Source organism: Campylobacter hominis ATCC BAA-381, from assembly GCF_000017585.1.
Taxonomy (GTDB): Bacteria; Campylobacterota; Campylobacteria; order Campylobacterales; family Campylobacteraceae; genus Campylobacter_B; species Campylobacter_B hominis.
The window spans coordinates 71,973-92,451 of sequence record NC_009714.1; the positions used below are offsets into that span (position 1 = coordinate 71,973).

At 33.4% G+C, this 20,479-nt stretch carries 28 protein-coding genes, 2 tRNA genes, 1 rRNA gene and 1 pseudogene; 29 read left to right on the plus strand and 3 right to left on the minus strand.

What is annotated here, in order from left to right:
* Positions 1 to 288: 288 nt before the first annotated feature.
* The 3 genes from CHAB381_RS00390 (at position 289) to CHAB381_RS00400 (ending at position 2,339) form a co-directional block, all read left to right on the plus strand.
* A 16S ribosomal RNA gene (locus CHAB381_RS00390) occupies positions 289 to 1,799 on the plus strand.
* Positions 1,800 to 2,101: 302 nt separating this feature from the next.
* A tRNA-Ala gene (locus tag CHAB381_RS00395) sits at positions 2,102 to 2,177 on the plus strand.
* A gap of 85 nt (positions 2,178 to 2,262) precedes the next feature.
* Positions 2,263 to 2,339: transfer RNA gene (locus CHAB381_RS00400), tRNA-Ile, on the plus strand.
* A gap of 1,134 nt (positions 2,340 to 3,473) precedes the next feature.
* Here the strand turns inward: CHAB381_RS00400 and CHAB381_RS00410 are convergent.
* Positions 3,474 to 4,775 (minus strand): aminotransferase class V-fold PLP-dependent enzyme, encoded by a 1,302-nt coding sequence (locus CHAB381_RS00410; protein ID WP_011991540.1) that lies wholly within the window; start codon positions 4,773 to 4,775, stop codon positions 3,474 to 3,476.
* 11 nt (positions 4,776 to 4,786) lie between these two features.
* On the opposite strand from CHAB381_RS00410, the gene CHAB381_RS00415 reads away from it, so the two are divergent.
* From CHAB381_RS00415 to CHAB381_RS00535, 25 genes and pseudogenes are all read left to right on the plus strand, one after another.
* The gene (locus CHAB381_RS00415) at positions 4,787 to 5,710 is read left to right on the plus strand and encodes a DUF234 domain-containing protein (RefSeq protein ID WP_011991541.1); all 924 of its coding nucleotides are present in this window, start codon (positions 4,787 to 4,789) and stop codon (positions 5,708 to 5,710) included.
* Between the two features lie 319 nt (positions 5,711 to 6,029).
* On the plus strand, positions 6,030 to 6,341 hold the full coding sequence (gene rpsJ, locus CHAB381_RS00420; protein ID WP_011991543.1) for a 30S ribosomal protein S10: 312 nt from the start codon (positions 6,030 to 6,032) through the stop codon (positions 6,339 to 6,341).
* Positions 6,342 to 6,351: 10 nt separating this feature from the next.
* Entirely contained in the window at positions 6,352 to 6,927 is a 576-nt protein-coding gene (rplC, locus tag CHAB381_RS00425) for a 50S ribosomal protein L3 (RefSeq protein ID WP_011991544.1), read from the plus strand.
* Complete coding sequence (gene rplD / locus CHAB381_RS00430; RefSeq protein ID WP_011991545.1) at positions 6,924 to 7,538, plus strand: 50S ribosomal protein L4; 615 nt, start codon at positions 6,924 to 6,926, stop codon at positions 7,536 to 7,538. Before rplC ends, rplD begins: the two co-directional genes overlap by 4 nt.
* A gap of 1 nt (position 7,539) precedes the next feature.
* The gene (locus CHAB381_RS00435; RefSeq protein WP_011991546.1) at positions 7,540 to 7,821 is read left to right on the plus strand and encodes a 50S ribosomal protein L23; all 282 of its coding nucleotides are present in this window, start codon (positions 7,540 to 7,542) and stop codon (positions 7,819 to 7,821) included.
* Position 7,822: 1 nt separating this feature from the next.
* Positions 7,823 to 8,653, plus strand: a complete 831-nt coding sequence (gene rplB, locus CHAB381_RS00440) for a 50S ribosomal protein L2 (RefSeq protein WP_011991547.1) — start codon at positions 7,823 to 7,825, stop codon at positions 8,651 to 8,653.
* Positions 8,653 to 8,934 carry a 30S ribosomal protein S19 gene (rpsS, locus tag CHAB381_RS00445; protein WP_011991548.1) on the plus strand — a complete coding sequence of 94 codons (282 nt, stop codon included), beginning with the start codon at positions 8,653 to 8,655 and terminating at the stop codon, positions 8,932 to 8,934. Before rplB ends, rpsS begins: the two co-directional genes overlap by 1 nt.
* 9 nt (positions 8,935 to 8,943) lie before the next feature.
* Positions 8,944 to 9,255 (plus strand): annotated as a pseudogene (rplV, locus tag CHAB381_RS00450) (50S ribosomal protein L22); the annotation flags it as partial.
* A gap of 20 nt (positions 9,256 to 9,275) precedes the next feature.
* Positions 9,276 to 9,971 (plus strand): 30S ribosomal protein S3, encoded by a 696-nt coding sequence (rpsC, locus tag CHAB381_RS00455; RefSeq protein ID WP_011991550.1) that lies wholly within the window; start codon positions 9,276 to 9,278, stop codon positions 9,969 to 9,971.
* 2 nt (positions 9,972 to 9,973) lie between these two features.
* Complete coding sequence (gene rplP, locus CHAB381_RS00460; protein ID WP_011991551.1) at positions 9,974 to 10,399, plus strand: 50S ribosomal protein L16; 426 nt, start codon at positions 9,974 to 9,976, stop codon at positions 10,397 to 10,399.
* On the plus strand, positions 10,386 to 10,571 hold the full coding sequence (gene rpmC, locus CHAB381_RS00465) for a 50S ribosomal protein L29 (RefSeq protein ID WP_011991552.1): 186 nt from the start codon (positions 10,386 to 10,388) through the stop codon (positions 10,569 to 10,571). The genes rplP and rpmC overlap by 14 nt, the downstream gene beginning before the upstream one ends.
* 10 nt (positions 10,572 to 10,581) lie before the next feature.
* Entirely contained in the window at positions 10,582 to 10,833 is a 252-nt protein-coding gene (gene rpsQ / locus CHAB381_RS00470; protein ID WP_011991553.1) for a 30S ribosomal protein S17, read from the plus strand.
* Positions 10,833 to 11,201, plus strand: a complete 369-nt coding sequence (gene rplN, locus CHAB381_RS00475; protein ID WP_011991554.1) for a 50S ribosomal protein L14 — start codon at positions 10,833 to 10,835, stop codon at positions 11,199 to 11,201. Before rpsQ ends, rplN begins: the two co-directional genes overlap by 1 nt.
* Complete coding sequence (gene rplX / locus CHAB381_RS00480) at positions 11,198 to 11,431, plus strand: 50S ribosomal protein L24 (protein WP_172462807.1); 234 nt, start codon at positions 11,198 to 11,200, stop codon at positions 11,429 to 11,431. Before rplN ends, rplX begins: the two co-directional genes overlap by 4 nt.
* 3 nt (positions 11,432 to 11,434) lie before the next feature.
* Entirely contained in the window at positions 11,435 to 11,980 is a 546-nt protein-coding gene (gene rplE, locus CHAB381_RS00485) for a 50S ribosomal protein L5 (RefSeq protein WP_011991556.1), read from the plus strand.
* Position 11,981: 1 nt separating this feature from the next.
* Positions 11,982 to 12,167, plus strand: coding sequence for a type Z 30S ribosomal protein S14 (locus CHAB381_RS00490; protein WP_011991557.1), 186 nt, complete (start codon positions 11,982 to 11,984; stop codon positions 12,165 to 12,167).
* Between the two features lie 9 nt (positions 12,168 to 12,176).
* Entirely contained in the window at positions 12,177 to 12,572 is a 396-nt protein-coding gene (gene rpsH / locus CHAB381_RS00495) for a 30S ribosomal protein S8 (protein ID WP_011991558.1), read from the plus strand.
* 75 nt (positions 12,573 to 12,647) lie between these two features.
* Complete coding sequence (gene rplF, locus CHAB381_RS00500) at positions 12,648 to 13,184, plus strand: 50S ribosomal protein L6 (RefSeq protein ID WP_011991559.1); 537 nt, start codon at positions 12,648 to 12,650, stop codon at positions 13,182 to 13,184.
* Positions 13,185 to 13,193: 9 nt separating this feature from the next.
* Entirely contained in the window at positions 13,194 to 13,550 is a 357-nt protein-coding gene (gene rplR, locus CHAB381_RS00505; RefSeq protein ID WP_011991560.1) for a 50S ribosomal protein L18, read from the plus strand.
* Positions 13,551 to 13,559: 9 nt separating this feature from the next.
* Positions 13,560 to 14,000 (plus strand): 30S ribosomal protein S5, encoded by a 441-nt coding sequence (gene rpsE / locus CHAB381_RS00510; RefSeq protein ID WP_011991561.1) that lies wholly within the window; start codon positions 13,560 to 13,562, stop codon positions 13,998 to 14,000.
* Positions 14,001 to 14,010: 10 nt separating this feature from the next.
* Positions 14,011 to 14,412, plus strand: a complete 402-nt coding sequence (gene rplO, locus CHAB381_RS00515) for a 50S ribosomal protein L15 (protein WP_011991562.1) — start codon at positions 14,011 to 14,013, stop codon at positions 14,410 to 14,412.
* Positions 14,412 to 15,677, plus strand: a complete 1,266-nt coding sequence (secY, locus tag CHAB381_RS00520) for a preprotein translocase subunit SecY (RefSeq protein ID WP_011991563.1) — start codon at positions 14,412 to 14,414, stop codon at positions 15,675 to 15,677. Before rplO ends, secY begins: the two co-directional genes overlap by 1 nt.
* Entirely contained in the window at positions 15,677 to 16,435 is a 759-nt protein-coding gene (gene map, locus CHAB381_RS00525; RefSeq protein WP_011991564.1) for a type I methionyl aminopeptidase, read from the plus strand. The genes secY and map overlap by 1 nt, the downstream gene beginning before the upstream one ends.
* Positions 16,432 to 16,905, plus strand: coding sequence for a Cys-tRNA(Pro) deacylase (gene ybaK / locus CHAB381_RS00530; RefSeq protein WP_011991565.1), 474 nt, complete (start codon positions 16,432 to 16,434; stop codon positions 16,903 to 16,905). The genes map and ybaK overlap by 4 nt, the downstream gene beginning before the upstream one ends.
* Before the next feature lie 26 nt (positions 16,906 to 16,931).
* A complete protein-coding gene (locus CHAB381_RS00535) occupies positions 16,932 to 17,549 on the plus strand; it encodes a class I SAM-dependent methyltransferase (RefSeq protein ID WP_011991566.1) in 618 nt (205 codons plus the stop codon).
* 460 nt (positions 17,550 to 18,009) lie between these two features.
* On the opposite strand, the gene dapF is transcribed toward CHAB381_RS00535, so the two are convergent.
* Both dapF and coaE read right to left on the minus strand, forming a co-directional pair.
* Positions 18,010 to 18,822 (minus strand): diaminopimelate epimerase, encoded by an 813-nt coding sequence (gene dapF, locus CHAB381_RS00540; RefSeq protein ID WP_041570554.1) that lies wholly within the window; start codon positions 18,820 to 18,822, stop codon positions 18,010 to 18,012.
* Positions 18,803 to 19,408, minus strand: a complete 606-nt coding sequence (gene coaE, locus CHAB381_RS00545) for a dephospho-CoA kinase (RefSeq protein WP_011991568.1) — start codon at positions 19,406 to 19,408, stop codon at positions 18,803 to 18,805. Before coaE ends, dapF begins: the two co-directional genes overlap by 20 nt.
* A gap of 73 nt (positions 19,409 to 19,481) precedes the next feature.
* Between coaE and purM the strand changes: the two genes are divergently transcribed.
* Positions 19,482 to 20,465: a phosphoribosylformylglycinamidine cyclo-ligase gene (gene purM / locus CHAB381_RS00550; RefSeq protein ID WP_011991569.1), complete on the plus strand. Its 984-nt coding sequence runs from the start codon at positions 19,482 to 19,484 to the stop codon at positions 20,463 to 20,465.
* Positions 20,466 to 20,479 lie beyond the last annotated feature (14 nt).

The following is a 20,479-nucleotide window of genomic DNA, read 5'->3' on the forward strand; positions in this document are numbered from 1 at the left end:
GCAAACTAAAAAGCTTTTTAGAAAAAGTAAGTTTTTTAAATTATCATTGTCAATATAATCAAAGTCAATCTTTGAAATCTAAACAAGTGATCGATTGAGCCGGTTTATCAGGTTTTAGGCTTTCTTAGGAAAGTAAAAGCTGAAATGAACTAAAAATATATTTAATATTCAAAAAGTTTTTAGATTAAAAACTTCATATATAAATTATAATAAATAAAAAACTCTTTTAATAAAAAACAGCTTGATTTAATTAAGCAAATATTTTATAAAGAGAGATAAAAAATGTTTTATATGGAGAGTTTGATCCTGGCTCAGAGTGAACGCTGGCGGCGTGCCTAATACATGCAAGTCGAACGAACGAATAAGAGCTTGCTCTTATAAGTTAGTGGCGCACGGGTGAGTAATATATAGCTAATCTGCCTCTTAGTAGAGGATAACAGTCGGAAACGATTGCTAATACTCTATACTTCTGCTTTACATAAGTAAAGTAGAGAAAGTTTTTCGCTAAGAGATGAGGCTATACTGTATCAGCTAGTTGGTAAGGTAACGGCTTACCAAGGCTATGACGCATAACTGGTCTGAGAGGATGATCAGTCACATTGGAACTGAGACACGGTCCAAACTCCTACGGGAGGCAGCAGTAGGGAATATTGCGCAATGGGGGAAACCCTGACGCAGCAACGCCGCGTGGAGGATGACACTTTTCGGAGCGTAAACTCCTTTTATCGGGAAAGAATAATGACGGTACCCGATGAATAAGCACCGGCTAACTCCGTGCCAGCAGCCGCGGTAATACGGAGGGTGCAAGCGTTACTCGGAATCACTGGGCGTAAAGGGTGCGTAGGTGGATTATCAAGTCTCTTGTGAAATCTAATAGCTTAACTATTAAATTGCTTGGGAAACTGATAGTCTAGAGTAGGGGAGAGGCAGATGGAACTCTTGGTGTAGGAGTAAAATCCGTAGATATCAAGAAGAATACCTATTGCGAAAGCGATCTGCTAGAACCTAACTGACACTGATGCACGAAAGCGTGGGGAGCAAACAGGATTAGATACCCTGGTAGTCCACGCCCTAAACGATGTATACCGGTTGTTGCTTTGCTAGTCAAGGCAGTAATCCAGCTAACGCATTAAGTATACCGCCTGGGGAGTACGGTCGCAAGATTAAAACTCAAAGGAATAGACGGGGACCCGCACAAGCGGTGGAGCATGTGGTTTAATTCGAAGATACGCGAAGAACCTTACCCGGACTTGATATCTAACAAATCATCCAGAGATGGAAGAGTGTCTGCTTGCAGAAATGTTAAGACAGGTGCTGCACGGCTGTCGTCAGCTCGTGTCGTGAGATGTTGGGTTAAGTCCCGCAACGAGCGCAACCCACGTATTTAGTTGCTAACAGTTAGGCTGAGTTCTCTAAATAGACTGCCTTCGTAAGGAGGAGGAAGGTGTGGACGACGTCAAGTCATCATGGCCCTTATGTCCGGGGCGACACACGTGCTACAATGACATATACAATGAGATGCAATATCGCAAGATGGAGCAAATCTATAAAATATGTCCCAGTTCGGATTGGAGTCTGCAACTCGACTCCATGAAGCCGGAATCGCTAGTAATCGTAGATCAGCCATGCTACGGTGAATACGTTCCCGGGTCTTGTACTCACCGCCCGTCACACCATGGGAGTTGATTTCACTCGAAGCGGGGATGCAAAATTTGCTACCCTCCACAGTGGAATCAGCGACTGGGGTGAAGTCGTAACAAGGTAACCGTAGGAGAACCTGCGGTTGGATCACCTCCTTTCTAGAGTACAAATGAATATTCTCTCACAAGATATTCATCATAAATCTCAATCATCCTTGTTTAGTTTTCAGAGATTGAATAATTTAAAAAGAGCAAATTAAAATTAAAAATAAAAACATATATAATCCCGATTGTTTTTATCAACAACGAAACAGACAGATAAATAAAAAAACACAAATCAATAAACAAACAGACAAAAACCGAAAATATAATAAAAACAATGAAACTTATAAGAATAATAATCTTCTTAAAATAACCGATAATTAAAATACAATAAAATAATCAGATATTATGTAAACATCGGGGAATTAGCTCAGCTGGGAGAGCGCCTGCTTTGCACGCAGGAGGTCAGCGGTTCGATCCCGCTATTCTCCACCATTTATTATTTTATTCTGATTTTCTAAAAATTAAGCTTTATGCTTTAATAAAAATAGAAAATCTATAACAAAAAGATATATAAAGAGGGCCTGTAGCTCAGCCGGTTAGAGTGCACCCCTGATAAGGGTGAGGTCATAAGTTCAAGTCTTATCAGGCCCACCAGTTGATTATATTGAAAAGATAAATTACACTAATTTCATAATTTTCACAATATTTCATTAAATTTCTCCTGTTTATATATTTTTTAAGACAAAAATATTAATTAAATGATTTTTTCACTTATGAAGAAAAAATCTAAAATATATGTATAAAAATGGCTTTATTTTCTCCTTAATAAATCAAAACAAATTAAATAATTGGCGTGTATAACAATTAAAAATATAAAATTAGAATTGATTTTAAAAATATTCAACTTTTAGAATAAACAAAAAATTTACTCTCAATACAGCCTAATCTCTAATAAAATAGCTTTAAACTATTATTTTAAGAAAAAATAAGTATATTTATTGTTAGAGAATTTTATAGGCTGAATTTAGAGAAATTTTAAGATATTTGTTAGATATAGAGGCGGTAAAAAACAGCTGAAATTTGTAATATTTTTATAAAATACAGTAAAAATCATAAAACAGATAAGAATTTTATGATAAGTGAATGTAAAAATAAGTAAATTTAGTGGTGAAATATAAAGAAATAGATGAAAGCTATTTTTTAATTTCTAGAGTATTTTTGAGTAAAACACTTCAAGAATTAGTTCACAAATGATAAAAATTGTATGAATAAAATTAAAAACTTTTAAGATTATTGTAAATTAAGATTAAGTAAATTAAATTAAATGGCTAAAAACAGAGATTATTTTATACTTCATTTTTCTAAATAGCGTAGCGAAGTAAAAAATAGTGTGATTTTGGATATGGTATAAAAAATATGATAAAGACTTATATCATATTTTATTAAAATCAATAAGAGAAAATCTGCTTAAGTTGTATTGAATAGATATTTTTATAGATGATAATTTTAGCTCGAATAATGCGTTGTATAAAATTGCTTTTATTATTGACATTTTTCAAGAGACTGTAGAATATAATATAAATTTTAATAGTGAATATAATAAAAAAATATCAAAGGAAATTCATGATGAACTATTTTTTATTAAACGATTAAAAAAGTTTTTTAGTTTCTTTGATGAAATTTCAAATATTAAAGAAAATCCTGGAAAAAAATACACACTTGAAAATAATGTAAAACGGAAAATACAAAGAATAATTTAATAGATAAAAATAACAGAAATTAAAATTTTTATCCGCAGCAGCTTTTTACTAAATAATTCGGGTTGAATTTTTCTTTATTTTTTATGATTTCTTTGATTGCGGCGATTAAAAAATCTATATCGGCTAGCTCCTGAGTAAAATTAAAGCTAACCCGAACAAAGCCGGGTCTTGAAATTTTTTCATCGTCGGTTAAACCAAGTAAATCGCGTGCATAAGGTCCTGCACACATACATCCGGCACGCGTTTGTATTTCAAAATTATGACTTAAAATTGAAGCGAAATCATAAGGATTAAAACCGTTTACGTTAAATGAAAAAATCGGCGCGCGTTTAACATTTAAATTTCCGTAAATTTTAAGCTCTTTTATCTTACTTACTTCGTTTAAAAAATGTTCCGCCAATTCGTTTTCTGTTTCTTGGATAAAATTCTCTCCGACATCGTGCCAAAGTTTAAGTGCTAAATAAGCTTTCATAACGCCTAAAATTGCAGGGGTTCCAGGTGTTTCAAGCTCTTCTTTCTGCACCTTGAAATCTTGCGACGTTCTACTTACATAATTTACATTTCCACCGCCTGCAAATGTAGGCAGATTGCTTTTGAAGAGTGAATTCTTAATTATTAAAATTCCTGGAGCTCCAATTCCGCCAAGAAATTTATGTGTGGAGATAAAAAGTGCGTCATAAAAATTTGCATCAATTTTTCCGTGAGTGATGTAAGTTGAGCCGTCCAATGCCACGATTCCACCGTACATTTTTATCATCAAATATATTTTTTGATAGTCGTTTATGATTCCGCTGATATTTGAAGCCACGTTAAAAATACCGATAATTTCGCGTCCGCGCGCATTTTCAAGGACTTTTTCAAAAAAATCAAAATCAAAAAGCCCATTTTTGTTTAGCGGAATTCGCACGACTTCACAAAGTCCAAGTCTCAAGCTGACTTCTACAGAATGGTGCTCAAAAGGCGAAATTATTACAAGCGGCAAGTTTTTAAAATTTCGCAAATCAAGCCTTGCTCGAGTCGCAGGCGGTATATAAAGTCCTAAAATTTCTTCAAATCTTTTTATTGCCCATGTAGCGCCAAAGCCGCATGCAATAAGTGAAAAATCCTTATTTACGCCTAAAATTTCTTTCATTTTTTTTACGGCATTCTCATAGTAATCTGTTGTTTTTATGGAATTTGAGCTAACCAACGAATGCGTGTTCGAATAGGTTTTCATTATTCTTAAAATTTCATCTTCAATCTCATAAAAACCAAGTCCGCTAGCTGTCCAATCAAAATATTTTATACCCTCTTTTAAAATTATATTCTGTCTGATTTTTTCTATTTCCATATCGCGCTCCTTTGCAAATTATAGCCCGTTTTGGTAAAATTAGATTAAATTTTTGGAGGCGTGAAATTTTTGTTTTAAAGGATACAGCGAAAAGTTTTGAGTATTTGGATATTTCCGAACTTTTAAAATTTCATTTTGTATTTGATGAAATTCCAATAAATTCCCATTATGATGATATTTTTGAAGCTATAAAATTTGAAATTTTATTAAAATTCGAACATTTTGAAAGAATGTTTAATTTTAATAGTTTGTATCAAATTGAAATAAAAAAAGCACTTATGAAATTTGCAAAAAGTGATCGTAAAAAAATAGGAATTACTAAAATTTTACCAAGATTTAAAGCCAAAATAGTTTTGGACGAGCTTATAAAAGCGCAGTTTCTTAAAATCGAGCCAAGCCACGAAAAACCGCTAAAAAAAACACGAAAAAACGAAAAACTTCCGCGTGAACTTCGTAGATATAAAATAAGTGATAAAGTGAAATTTAAGAGTAATTTTGCGCGTTTTTGGTTTAGATTCATTGAACCAGATATTACGCTTTTGAAAAACGGCAAATTTTCGGTTGTGCTTGAAAAGATAAAAAATGACTTTGAAAATTATGCGAGTTTCGGTTTTGAAATACTGTCGCGCGAATTGATTGCAAAATATTTTAATCTCTCTAATAACGTTGTTTCAAGCTTTTGGAATAAAGAAATCGAAATTGATATTTATGCTAGAGTTGAAAATTTTTGTGTGGTGGGCGAGTGTAAATATAAAAACCGCAAAATTTGTAAAAATGTTTTGAATTTGCTTGATTTTAAATGCCAAAGAGCAGGAATTTCACCGAATTTTCGCGTGCTTTTTAGTTACAGCGGATTTAGTGAAGAGCTTTTAAATATAAAAGATCCCAAACTGCTGCTTTTTGATGCAAAAGATTTTAAAGTTTTACTTGATTAGTTAAATTTTTAGTTGTATATTTTAAATTTTATAAAAAAATAATCAAATTTTGAAGAATTTTAAACGTATTTTTTAATTTGATATTTAAAAAAATATTTTTTATGCGTTATATATTTTGCAAAATTTTTATGTTATTTAAAATATTTTTTTTGATTAAAATATAATTTCAAAAATTTAAATATTTCCTTATAAAAAGGAAATAAAGTGTAAAATTTTCGCAAATTTCTTGACAAAGAAACACCGTTTTTATATAATTGCAGTCTTTTATTTTGATAAAAGGTCGCACGTTTGCGACAAGTTCTTTTTTAAAGGAAAAAAGATGCAAAAAATTAGGTTGAAGCTGAAAGCTTATGACCACAGAGTTTTAGATCGCACAGTTGCAGCAATTGTAGAAGCTGTCAAAAGAACGGGTGCCGATGTGAGAGGTCCGGTTCCGATGCCTACGAAGGTTAAGCGCTACACAGTCTTAAAATCTCCACACATAAATAAAGACTCAAGAGAACAATTTGAGATGAAAATCCATGGCAGAATGCTTGATATCGTAGCGGCAACACCTGAAACAGTTGATTCGCTAACAAAACTTGACTTAGCACCAGAGGTTAATGTCGAAGTTCGTGCGATGGGCAAATAAGGGGTGAGTTATGGAATATATCGTAGAAAAAATCGGCATGAGCAGAACCATTGATAATCCAAGCATTCCTGTTACACTTTTGCGCGTTGTAAATGCAAAAATTTGTGAGGTAAATGATGGAAAAGCGGTTGTAGCTTATGCAAACGGAAAAGCTTTCAATAAAGCTATTGCCGGAATTCAAAAAAAATATAACCTAAGCAAAGAATTTAATAAATTCGCAACTTTATGCGTAGAAAACGCAGAAGTCGGTGATCAAAGTATAGAAATTTTTAATAACGCAAAATTTGTAAAGAGCAGTTTTACTTCAAAAGGTAGAGGCTATCAAGGCGTTATGAAACGACACGGTTTTGCAGGCGGTCCAAAATCTCACGGTTCAAGATTTCACAGAAGACATGGTTCAATCGGTAATTGCGAATGGCCTGGACGCGTGCAACCTGGTATGAGAATGGCAGGACATATGGGAAATGTAAAAGTTACCGTAAAAAATGAAATTGTGAAATTTGATGCCGAAAATAGAATTTTGGTTTTAAAAGGCGCAGTTGCCGGATTTAATGGAGCAATGGGAAGAATAAGGATAGTAAAATGAGTAAAGTAAAAGTGCTTAATGAAAAATTAGAAAAAGCAAGCGAGCTTGAACTTCCTGCAAATTTTGCCGATGTAAATCCGCATAATTTATATTTGTATGTCAAATCTTATCTTGCTTCGCTTCGTGCAAATACTGCAAATACAAAAGGAAGATCTGAGGTAAGCGGTGGCGGCAAAAAACCATGGCGTCAAAAAGGTAGAGGCGGAGCTAGAGCAGGTTCAACCAGAACAAACGTTTGGGTTGGCGGTGCTGTTGCTTTTGGACCTACAAATAATAGAAATTATTTTCAAAAAGTAAATAAAAAACAAAAACGTCTAGCATTGGAATTTGCGTTAAATGAAAAAGCGCAAAACGATAAAATTTTTGCAGTTGACAGTCTTGAAATTTCAAGCGGAAAAACAAAAGATGCTGCAAAATTTATAAAAAATTTGGGTGTTAGAGATGCTTTGATAGTTAAAAACGAGCTGGATAGTGCAACACTTCTTGCTTATAGAAATCTAAACAACTGCTATGTTATAGATATAAATGAGCTAAATGCATATTTGGTTGCAGTTTATAGTGCTGTTATCATCGAAACATCGGCACTACAATCAATAGTGAAAGAGGGCTAAAATGGCAGATATAACTGATATCAAAACAATTCTTTATACGGAAAAAACTCTTAATTTACAAGAAGGCGGTATGGTCGTCATCCAAACTAGCCCAAAAATGACAAAGACAAGCCTAAAAGCTGTTTTAAAAGAGTATTTCGGTTTTACTCCGTTAAAAATAAATTCGTTAAGAATTGACGGTAAAGTAAAAAGATTTAGAGGAAGACTTGGCGTTAGAGATAATTTCAAGAAATTTTATGTTAAGCTTCCTGAAGGCGTCAGCCTAGAAAACGTGGGGGCATAAGATGGCAATAAAATCATATAAACCTTACACTAAAAGCAGAAGATATATGACAGGATTAAGCAGTGATGATATTACTGCAAAAGCAAGTGTAAAATCGCTTCTTGTTAAAATTCCTGCTAGTTTGGGTAGAAATAATAATGGTAGAATCACAAGTAGACATAAAGAAGCCGGTGCAAAAAAACTATACAGAATTATAGATTTTAAACGCACAAAATTTGGAATTCCCGCAAAAGTAGAAGCAATAGAATATGATCCGAATAGAAATTGCAGAATTGCACTTTTAAATTATGCTGACGGCGAGAAAAGATATATCATACAACCAAATGAGTTAAATGTAGGCGATGTAATCAGTTCTGCCGAAAGCGGACTTGATATAAAACCGGGCAATGCAATGAAAATTAAAAACATTCCTGTTGGAACAATTATTCACGCAATTGAGCTAAAACCAGGAAAAGGTGCACAATTAGCAAGATCAGCAGGTGGTTATGCTCAACTTATGGGTAGAGAAGAAAAATATGTCATTTTGCGTTTACCAAGCGGAGAGATGAGAAAAGTGCTTGGTGAATGTATGGCTACAATAGGCGTTGTCGGAAATGAAGAGTGGGCTAATATCTCGCTTGGCAAAGCAGGACGCAATAGATATTTAGGTGTTCGTCCGCAAACCAGAGGAAGTGCTATGAACCCTGTAGATCACCCACACGGTGGTGGTGAAGGTAAAACTGGTCCTGGAAGACAACCTGTAACTCCATGGGGTCAACCGACAAAAGGCTTAAAAACTCGTCATAAAAAGGCAAGTGATAAGCTTATAATTTCAAGAAAGAAAGGTAAATAATGGCAAGGTCTCTTAAAAAAGGTCCATTTGTAGATGAATATATAATAAAAAAAGTCATTGCCGCTAAAAAAGCAAAAGACAATAAGCCTATTAAGACTTGGTCAAGAAGAAGTACCATAACTCCTGAAATGATAGGTTTGACATTTAATGTTCATAATGGAAAAAGTTTTATTCCTGTCTATGTGACAGAACATCATATAGGTTATAAATTAGGTGAGTTTGCTCCAACAAGAACTTTTAAAGGCCACCGTGGCTCTGTTCAAAAGAAAATCGGTAAATAAGGATAAAATATGAGTAAATCAACTATAAAATTTGTCCGTCTTTCACCGACAAAAACAAGGCTTATTGCAAAAGAAATTCAAGGAATGAATGCTGAATTTGCACTTGCTACTTTGGAATTTACACCGAATCGCGGTGCAAAATATATAGCAAATGCAATTTTAAGTGCAGTTGCAAATGGCGGTTTTGAACCAAATGAAGTTATTGTAAAAAGTTGCCGAGTTGACGCGGGTCCTGTATTAAAAAGATTTAGACCGCGTGCAAGAGGTACTGCAAGCAGAATAAGAAAACCAACCTCACATATTATGGTTGAAGTTTCAAAACCAAGTAAGGAAGCGTAATTATGGGACAAAAAGTTAATCCAATCGGCCTAAGATTAGGTATAAATAGAAACTGGGAATCAAGATGGTTTCCTGTAAAATCAGCTATTCCTGAAAATATAAGCGAAGATTATAAAATTCGCAAATTTTTAAAAGCAAAACTTTATTATGCCGGAATCAATCAAATTTTGATTGAAAGAACTGCAAAAAAACTTCGTGTAACAATAGTTGCTGCAAGACCTGGTGTAATTATCGGTAAAAAAGGTAGCGAAATAGAAAACCTAAAAAATGAAGTTGTTGCTCTATTAAAAAAAGATGTAACTATAAATATAAAAGAAGAAAGAAGACCTGGAAGTTCAGCTCAACTTGCAGCCGAAAATGTTGCTATGCAACTTGAAAAACGTGTAGCTTTCAGACGCGCTATGAAAAAAGTAATTCAAAGTGCGCAAAAAGCAGGTGCAAAAGGTATTAAAATTTCAGTTGCAGGCAGACTCGGCGGAGCTGAAATGGCAAGAACAGAATGGTATTTGGAAGGTCGTGTTCCACTTCATACTTTAAGAGCAAAAATTGATTACGGATTTGCGGAAGCTCATACTACTTACGGTAATATCGGTGTAAAAGTATGGATTTTCAAAGGCGAAGTTTTACAAAAAGGTATTCAAGCCGAAAAAACAGACGAAGCGCCTAAAAAATCACGCAGATCAAGAAGGGGTAGATAACTATGTTAATGCCAAAGAAAACAAAATATAGTAAAATGATGAAAGGTCGCAATCGCGGCTATGCAGTAAGAGGAATAAAATTAAATTTCGGTGATTACGGTATTAAAGCCGTTGAAGCCGGACGTATAAATTCAAACCAAATTGAAGCTGCTCGTATTGCAATGACTCGTTATGTAAATAGGGAAGCAAAGGTTTGGATAAATGTATTTCCTGATAAACCGCTTACTAAAAAGCCTCTTCAAACTCGTATGGGTAAAGGTAAAACAGGCGTAGAAGAGTGGGTAATGAATATAAAACCGGGCAGAATCATTTTTGAATTGACAGGCGTCAACGAAGATGTAGCTCGCAGAGCGCTTGAACTCTCTATGCATAAATTACCATTTAAAACAAAAATCGTAACAAGGGAAAGCGAAAATGAAATATACTGAGTTAAATGGCAAAAGCGTAGAAGAGCTTAATAGTTTATTGAAAGAAAAAAAGTTGCTTTTGTTTAATCTTAAACAAAAGTTGAAAACTATGCAATTGACAAATCCAAAAGAGATCAGCATAGTAAAAAAAGATATTGCGAAAATCAATACCGCTATAAATGCAACTAAATAAGGGGTAAGATATGGCATTTAAAAGAGAAATTCACGGATTAGTTGTAAAAAAAGCAGGTGATAAAACCGCAACGATTTTAGTAGAAAGACGCGTTATGCACCCAAGATATCGCAAATTTGTTAAAAAATTTAAAAAATATCTTGTTCATGATGAAAAAAATGCAGTAAAAATAGGCGATACAATTTCAGCTGTCGAGTGTAGACCGCTAAGTGCTAAAAAATCATTTCGCCTAAAAGCAGTTTTAAAAGCGGGAGTTGAATAATGATACAAAGTTTTACAAGACTTGCAGTCGCTGATAATAGTGGCGCAAAAGAGCTTATGTGCATCAAAATTCTTGGTGGCAGCAAAAGAAGATATGCAACGGTAGGCGATATTATCGTTTGTTCCGTCAAAAAGGCACTTCCAAACGGTAAAATAAAAAGAGGTCAAGTAGTAAAAGCGGTAGTTGTCCGCACTAAAAAAGAGCTTCATAGAGGCAACGGTTCGCTTATTAGATTTGATGAAAACGCGGCTGTTGTTTTGGATAGCAAAAAAGAACTTATTGGTACTCGTATTTTTGGTCCAGTTGGTCGTGAAGTAAGATACAACGGATTTATGAAGATTGTATCTTTGGCACCGGAGGTTTTATAATGGCAAAATTTAAGATAAAAAAAGGTGATGATGTAAAAATTATCACAGGAGATGATAAAGGCAAGATAGGAAAAGTTTTGTCTGTTTTACCTAAAAAATCACAAGTTATAGTCGAGGGTTGTAAAATAGCTAAAAAAGCTATAAAGCCTAGTGAAAAAAATCCAAAGGGCGGTTTTATAAATAAAGAGATGCCTATGGATATATCAAATGTCGCATTAGTTGAGGGTTAATAGATGAATAGATTAAAACAATTGTATGAAAACAGCATTAAACCTGCTATTGTAAAGGAATTTGATATAAAAAATTCTATGCTTATACCAAAACTTGATAAGATTGTTATCAGTGTTGGTGTCGGTGAATCAAGTAAAGATGAAAAAATATTACAAAATATGGCTGACACCATTTCGTTGATAGCAGGACAAAAAGCAGTTATTACTAATGCTAAAAAATCAATCGCCGGTTTTAAAGTGCGTGAAGGTTTTCCTGTAGGTATAAAAGTAACGCTGAGAAAAGATAATATGTTTGTATTTTTAGACAAACTTGTTTCTATAGCGCTTCCAAGAGTGAAAGATTTTCGCGGTTTAAGTAGAGACGGATTTGATGGAAGAGGAAACTATAATTTTGGTCTTGATGAACAATTGATGTTTCCTGAAGTTGAGTATGATAAAATTTTAAAAACTCATGGTATGAATATTACTATTGTAACAACTGCAAATAGTGATAAAGAGGCATTCAAATTGTTGGAACTTTTTGGCGTGCCTTTTGCAAAAGGAAAGTAAAATGGCAAAAAAATCAATGATAGCTAAAGCTAATCGCCCTGCAAAATTTAGCTCACGCGCATATACAAGATGTAAAATTTGCGGTCGTCCGCACTCTGTTTATAGAGATTTTGGAATTTGTCGTGTATGTCTTCGAAAATTGGCTAACGAAGGACTTATTCCAGGGCTAAAAAAAGCAAGTTGGTAAGGAGTTTAAATGTTAAATGATTTAATTTCGGATGGACTAACTCGTATAAGAAACGCTTCTATGAGAAGACTTGACACTACTAAACTACTTCATTCAAATGTAGTTGAGTCAGTTCTTAAAATTTTAGCTGAAAAAGGTTATATAGAAAGTTATAATCTTATAGAAGAGGACAATAAAAAATTCATCAACGTAGTTCTAAAATATAATGAACACGGCAAAAGTGCGATAAATGAAATAACAAAAATTTCAAAACCTGGAAGAAGAATTTATCAAACTAAAGATGAAATAAAAAGATTTAAAAACGGCTACGGAACAGTCATTGTTTCTACAAGCAAAGGTGTTATGAGCGGTATAGAAGCAAGCAAAGCCGGTGTTGGCGGCGAAGTGCTTTGCACCGTTTGGTAAGTTTCTACTTTTTATGGCATTGTGGTATTCATTCGCAAAAAGTAGTCATACCCTAGACAAATAAAAAGGAAAAAAATGTCAAGAATAGGAAAAAAACCTGTCGCTATTCCAAGCGGCATTGAGGTTAAAGTTGATGGTAATGTGCTAAAATTTAAAAAAGGTAACGCACAAAAAGAGCTTGATACTAAAAATCATGTAGATGTAAAAGTTGAAGATGGCAAAGTTGAATTTTCACCAAAAGGTGAAGATAGACAAAGCATGGCTTTTTGGGGAACTTATAGAGCTTTAGCACATAATATTGTGGTGGGCTTAACAGATGGTTTTAGCAAACAACTTGAAATAAACGGTGTCGGTTATAAAGCTGCAATGAAAGGTAAAATTCTAGAGCTTACACTTGGATATTCTCATCTTGTAAATTATGAAGTTCCTGATGGAATAGAAATTTCAGTTGATAAAAATGTTATCACAATTAAAGGTACAGATAAACAACAAGTAGGTCAAGTAGCGGCAATTATTAGAGATTTCAGAGCACCTGAACCATATAAAGGCAAAGGCGTAAAATATCTTGAAGAGCATATTATCCGCAAAGCCGGAAAAACAGCTAAGAAATAAGGGTAGGTCATGACAGCAAATACATTAAAAAGAAAAATTTCTTTAAGAATTAAAAGAAAAAGAAAAATTAGAGCAAATATCTCAGGTTCTGCTGTTTGCCCACGCATTTCTATTTTTAAATCAAATAGAACAATCTATGCTCAAGCAATTGATGATACAAACAGCAAAACTTTATGTGCAAGCAGCGGAACAGCTTTGAAAATAAAAGCAAATAAAGATGGTGCCGCAATTTTAGCAAAAGATTTTGCCGAAAAACTAAAAGCGGCTAAAATTTCAGAAGCAATTTTTGATAGAAACGGTTATTTATATCATGGTGTAGTTGCAGCTTTTGCTGACGCGCTAAGAAAAAACGGTATAAAATTATAAGGATCGGATATGAAATATAATAGAGAAGAATTTGAAGAAGTAATCGTTAATATCGGTAGAGTTACTAAAGTCGTAAAAGGTGGTAGAAAATTCAGATTTACCGCTTTGGTAGTTGTAGGAAACAGAAAAGGTCTTGTAGGCTATGGTTTTGGAAAATCAAAAGAGGTTCCTGATGCAATTAAAAAAGCTGTAGATGATGCTTTTAAAAATATTATTGATGTAAAATTAAATGGTTCTACAATTGCACATGATATTGAAGTAAAATATAATGCAAGTAAAATTTTATTAAAACCTGCCAGCGAAGGAACGGGCGTTATAGCGGGCGGTTCTGTTCGTCCTGTTTTAGAGCTTGTCGGAATAAAAGACATTCTAACAAAATCTCTTGGTTCAAATAACTCATCAAACGTTGTAAGAGCTACAATTAAAGCTCTTAGTATGTTAAAAAATTAAGGAGCAAATGATGGGATTAGAAAATTTACAAAAAGCACCGGGCTCAACCAGTAAAACCAAAAGAATTGGTCGCGGTCAAGGTAGCGGTTGGGGCAAAACAGCTACAAAAGGTGGCAAAGGTCAAACAGCAAGAAAAGGTTATAATGAAAAGCGCGGATTCGAAGGCGGACAACAACCGCTTCAAAGACGCTTGCCAAAAGTTGGATTTAATTCAAAATTTGAAAAACCTTATGCTATAAATGTAGAGAAAATTTCAGCTATTAAAGATTTATCTGAAATCACATTCGAAAGCATTTTATCAGTGCATAAATTTCCAAGCAGCACAAAAAAAATTAAACTAATAGGCGCAGGCGCGAAAGAACTTGCTTCTAAAATCAAAGATGAGAATATAAAAACAAGCGGATTAAAATAATGAATAAAACATTGATGACAAAAATTCTAATTACTTTGGGATTTTTGTTCGCTTATAGATTGCTTGCTTATGTTCCTGTTCCAGGTGTCAATGTAGATGTAATCAAAGAATTTTTTGATTCTAATGCAGGAAATGCACTTGGAATGTTTAATATGTTTAGCGGAAAGGCTGCCGAGCGACTTAGTGTAATTTCGCTTGGCATTATGCCTTATATTACCGCTTCGATTATTATGGAACTTTTGGCGGCAACTTTTCCAAATTTAGGTAAACTGAAAAAAGAGCGTGACGGTATGCAAAAATATATGCAAATAATTCGTTACACAACTATTGGAATTACAGTTGTTCAAGCAATCGGTGTAAGCATTGGTTTACAAGGATTAACAGGTAGAACTGGTGCTTCTGCTATTATGACGGAAAATACAAATGAGTTTATATTCATTTCATGTATTTCTATGCTTGTAGGAACAATGCTTTTAATGTGGATCGGCGAGCAAATCACTCAAAGAGGAATAGGGCAAGGTATAAGTTTAATAATTTTTGCAGGTATTGTAAGCGGAATTCCAAGTGCAATCGGCGGAACCGTAAATTTATTAAATACCAGCGAAATGAATTTTATAGTTTTAGCTTTTGTTATACTTATAATTTTAGTGACAATCGGTGTTATTATTTATGTGGAAATGGCTGAACGTCGTGTGCCTATTTCATATTCCCGCAAGATTATTATGCAAAATCAAAACAAAAGAATAATGAACTACATTCCTATCAAAATCAATCTTAGCGGTGTTATTCCGCCTATTTTTGCAAGTGCGATTTTGATGTTTCCAGGAACTATCCTACAAACCAGCACAAATCCGTTTATTCAAAAAATAAATGATTTTTTAAGTCCACAAGGATATTTTTTCAATTTTATACAATTTTTATTAGTTGTATTTTTTGCGTATTTTTATGCTTCAATCGCATTCAACAGCAAAGATATAAGTGAAAATCTTAAAAAGCAAGGTGGATTTATTCCAGGAGTTCGTCCAGGCGAACATACGTCTACATTTTTAAATGATGTTGCAAGTCGTTTAACATTTTGGGGCTCAATCTATTTAGGTATGGTTACCGTTGTTCCTTGGCTACTTACAAAATTTTTAGGCGTGCCTTTTTATTTCGGTGGCACATCTGTTCTTATCGTTGTTTCTGTTGCACTTGATACGATGAGACGAATTGAAGCTCAAATTTATATGAACAAATATAAAACTTTGAGTGCGATTGGTTTATAATGGCAATTTTTTTTAAAACACAAAAAGATATTGAAGGTTTGAGAGTGGCAAATAAAATTGTCGCTCAAACCTTAGATTATGTAGGTGATTTTTTGAGCAACGGTATGAGTTTGCTTGAAGTTGATAAAAAAATAGACGATTTTATACGTCAACATGGTGCCGAACCAGCCTTTAAAGGTCTTTACGGCTTTCCAAATGCATCTTGTTTATCTTTAAATGAAGTTGTAATTCATGGAATTCCGGATGAGAGAATTTTAAAAGAGGGTGATATTTTAGGTGTCGATATAGGTACTAAAATAGGTGGATATTTTGGCGATAGCGCGCGCACATTTCCTATTGGCAAAATTTCAAAACAAGATGAGGATGTAATTGCGTGCAGCAAAGATGCATTATATTTTGCTATAAAAAACATAAAAGTCGGAATGTATTTTAAAGAGTTAAGCGCAAAAATCGAAAAATTTATTCTTGATCGCGGTTTTGTACCATTAATGGGATATTGTGGGCATGGAATCGGCAAAAGACCGCATGAAGAGCCTGAAATTTTAAATTATTTGGAAGGCAAAAATGCTAAAGTCGGTCCGAAGATTAAAAATGGAATGGTATTTTGTATTGAGCCTATGATTTGCCAAAAAGATGGATATCCTGTCGTTGCCGCGGACAATTGGGCAGTTACAAGTAGAGATGGACTTAGAACCAGCCATTATGAACATTGTATAGCGGTTTTTAATAATAAAGTAGAAATTTTAAGTCAAGCATGAGCCACAAAACAAATGCCGCACGCTTTTTGGATGAACTTGGAATCAATTATGAACTGAAAAGTTATAAAGTTGATCCGGAACGCATTGATGCCGTGCATATCGCAGAAGATGCAGGACTTGATATTACGCAAGTTTATAAAACGATAGTTTGCAAAGCTGACAATGAATTTGTAGTTGCTTGTTTACAAGGTGATTTAAGCCTGAATCTGAAAGAACTTGCTAAAATTGCAGGCGCAAAACGTTGCGAATTAATCGCCATTAAGGATTTGCCAAAAATCACGGGATACATCAGAGGCGGCTGCTCTCCGCTTGCCATGAAGCGAAAATTTAGAACATTTATCGACAATAAAGCGCTTTTAAATGATAAAATTTATATAAGCGCAGGAATTCGCGGTCTTCAAATTTTTTTATCTTCAAAGGATTTAGCAAAAGCTACAGACGCACTTTTCTGTGATATTTCTCAAGCATAAATTTCGCTATTTTAAAGGTAAAATTTATGAAAAAATCAAATGATAACGCAAGATTTCCTAGCGGAAAAAGTGGAATTTTAACACTTCAAAGAATGAACAAAATGCACAATATCGGCTCATTATGGGCTATTGATAAGATAAAAACGAACAATGAAAATATCAAAATTTTAGACGTTGGTTGCGGCGGCGGTCAAAATTTGTTAAATTTCGCGGAGAAGTTTCCGAACGCTAAGCTTTTCGGTATCGATTATTCGCCTACAAGTATTAAATTCTGCGCCAAAAACTGTAAAAATTTAATTGGTGAAAATCGTCTAAAATTAGAGCTTTGCGATATTCATAAAACAAATTTTAAAGAGCGAGAGTTTGATATTGTGAGCGCATTTGAAACGCTGTATTTTTGGAAAAATTTGGATGCGTGTTTTGCTGAAATAAAACGTATTTTAAAGTTAAACGGCCTGTTTTTTATATTTTTAGAAGGCACCACAAAAGAAACGCTAAATGAATGGAATAAAAGCGTAGAACTTGCAAATATGCTTACTTGCAACGAATTAGTCGAAATTTTACAAAGAAACGACTTTAAAGATGTGGAATTTTTCACATTGGAAAATAGCGAAAAATCATGTTTTTTTGCTTATAAAAAGTAAAAAATCAAAATTTTGAAATAGTTATAAATGTTTTTAAATAAATAAAATTAGATTTTAAAAACCGTAATAATAAATATATTAAATTTATCACTTACCAATCTAAAATTTACAATATTTGATAATCATATATTTATTTGCAATTGTGTGCTAAATTTTAAAGATATCTGGATATTTTGTGATTTGTGCGAGCGCCATTATGTTACCCGGTTTTATTTTGACATTTTTTAAATATATTATTATTCGGAATTTTGGCGCTATATGCTTTATTATGGGATTTTATAGATAAAAAATGTAGAATTTCTGCAAGTAACTTGTAATTCAGTAAAAATGATAATGTCAAAAACAACATTAAATTTCAGACTAAAACGCATAAAATTTTTTTGTCATTTTTAATCTATAAATTTATGCGAAGGTAAAATTTAAAAATACCCTTCTCAAATTTTACAAACCGTTTTATATCTCATTCATCATAAAACAAAGCATCAAAACTATGAGACACAGCTCCTTTAAAAAAGACTTTATCATCGTTCTTTCTTAAATATAAAATTTCACCGCTTTTTGGCATTACTTTTACAACGTTTTGTAGATTAAAATTTATAACTCCTGTTATAAAGCATGCAGCCATTCCTGTTCCGCAAGCCAATGTCTCATCTTCCACTCCGCGTTCATAAGTTCTAACTCTTAAAATTTCATCTTTAAAGCTTGCAAAATTTACATTTGCATTATATTTTTTACGTAAATTTCTTGCAACTTCTATATTAAAATCATTCAGATCTTTTACAAAAGTAACCAAGTGAGGAACACCGGTATCGTAAAAACTCCATAAAAAACCGTTTTCACTGAAATTTTCAGCTTTTTTAACAGGTTTTGTCAATTCACTTTCAACTATTGCCAGATGTTTATTTATTTCGCAAATTTCAGCATTTATAATACCGGCACCGGTTAAAAATTTCATATTTTTATTTGCTATTTTATTTTCATAAGCAAAAAGCGCAGCTGCTCTTGAACCGTTTCCGCACATATCAGCTTTGCTTCCATCTGAATTATAAAAATCCCATGCAAAATCTATTTTGTCATTATTTAAATCTAAAATCAGACTTGATATTTTGTTTGAAATTTCAGATTTATTTTTAATGATTACTATTAAACCATCCGCTCCGATTCCTTTATGACGGTTGCAAATTTTGCGAGCCAAATTTGAATAATTGTGAAAGGAGTCGCTTTCAAAAATTACAAAATCATTTCCGCTTGCGTTATATTTTGAGATTTTTATACTCATTTTTAAGACCTTTTATAAATTTTAAAATTTCGCTTTCCAAATGTTTTAAATCGCCGCTGTTATCAATGACAAAATTTGCCATTTCACGTTTTTTTTCTATATTCATTTGTAAATTTATTCTATTTTTTGCTTCTTCATCATTTAAATGATTTCTTTTTTTTATACGCTCTTTTAAAATTTCATTTTTTGCGTAAACCACTACGACTTTTTTAAAATTTTTGTAATTGTTTTTTTCATAAAACAGTGGAATATCCACAAAATAAGGAAATCCCGAAATTTCAGGTAATTCGCAATTTTTATAAATTTTATCTCTGATTTTCGGATGCAAAAAATTTTCTAACATTTCAAGTTTATTTTTATCTTTAAAAACTAAATTTCCAAGCTTTTGGCGCGAAATTTTACCGTTTTCCAAAATTTGCTTTCCAAAAATTTCAGTTATTTTGTCTGTATTTTTTTCTAAAATTTCGTGCGTAATTTTATCGGCATCGATTACGTGAAAACCGTAAAGTTTCAAAAAATTTGCCACCGTGCTTTTTCCTGAACCTATCGTTCCTGTCAGCACAAACGCATTTTGATACATAAAAACCCCAATTTCATTTTTATTTTATACAATTTTAGCTAAAATTGGCTTTTATTTGATTAAAGGATTAAAAATGATAAGCTACAAAGAAGCCGGTGTCGATATCGACGCGGGAAACAGTTTTGTTAATGAAATAAAACCGTTTGTAAAAGATACTTTTACGCCTTTGGTTCTTGGTGGAATCGGTTCTTTCAGCGGAGCTGTGCGTTTGCCTGTCGGATATAAAAATCCTGCAATTTTAGGTGCAACGGACGGTGTCGGTACAAAACTTAGACTTGCGATTGATGCCGGCAAAGTTGATTTTGTAGGACAAGATTTAGTTGCAATGTGTGTAAATGATTTAATTTGCAATTTTGCCGAGCCGATTTTCTTTTTGGATTATTATGCTACCGCAAAGCTTGAAATAGAAACCGCGAAACGCGTAGTAGCAGGAATTGCAAAAGGTTGCAAAATGGCAAATTGCGCTTTAATCGGAGGAGAAACAGCTGAAATGCCTTCTATGTATGAAGGGAAAGATTTTGATTTGGCCGGATTTGCCGTAGGAATTGCTGAAATTGATGAAATTGATCGCACAAAATTTGTAAAAGAAGATGATGTTCTTTTAGCGCTTCCAAGCACAGGACTCCACTCAAACGGTTTTTCTTTGGCAAGAAAAGTTGTAAATGATTTGGGGCTTAAATTTGATGAAAAAATCGGTGAAAAAAGTTTAATTGATACACTTTTGGAACCGACAAGAATTTATGTAAAAGATTTCTTAAAATTAAAAAGTCATATTCACGCGCTTGCGCATATTACAGGCGGCGGCTTGATAGAAAATTTACCGCGTGTTTTCAGAGCGGGTCTTGGCGCTAAAATAGAAAAATCAGCAATTAGAACACCTGAAATTTTTAAAATTATCGCAAAAATGGTAGATTCACATGAAATGCAAAGAACTTTCAATAACGGCGTAGGACTTGTCATCGTTGCAGGTAAAGATGAAGCGGATTTTATTCTTTCAAACTCGGATGCTTATATAATCGGTGAAGTTTGCAAAGGAGAAGGTGTAAAGATTTTATAACTTTTTCATTTTTT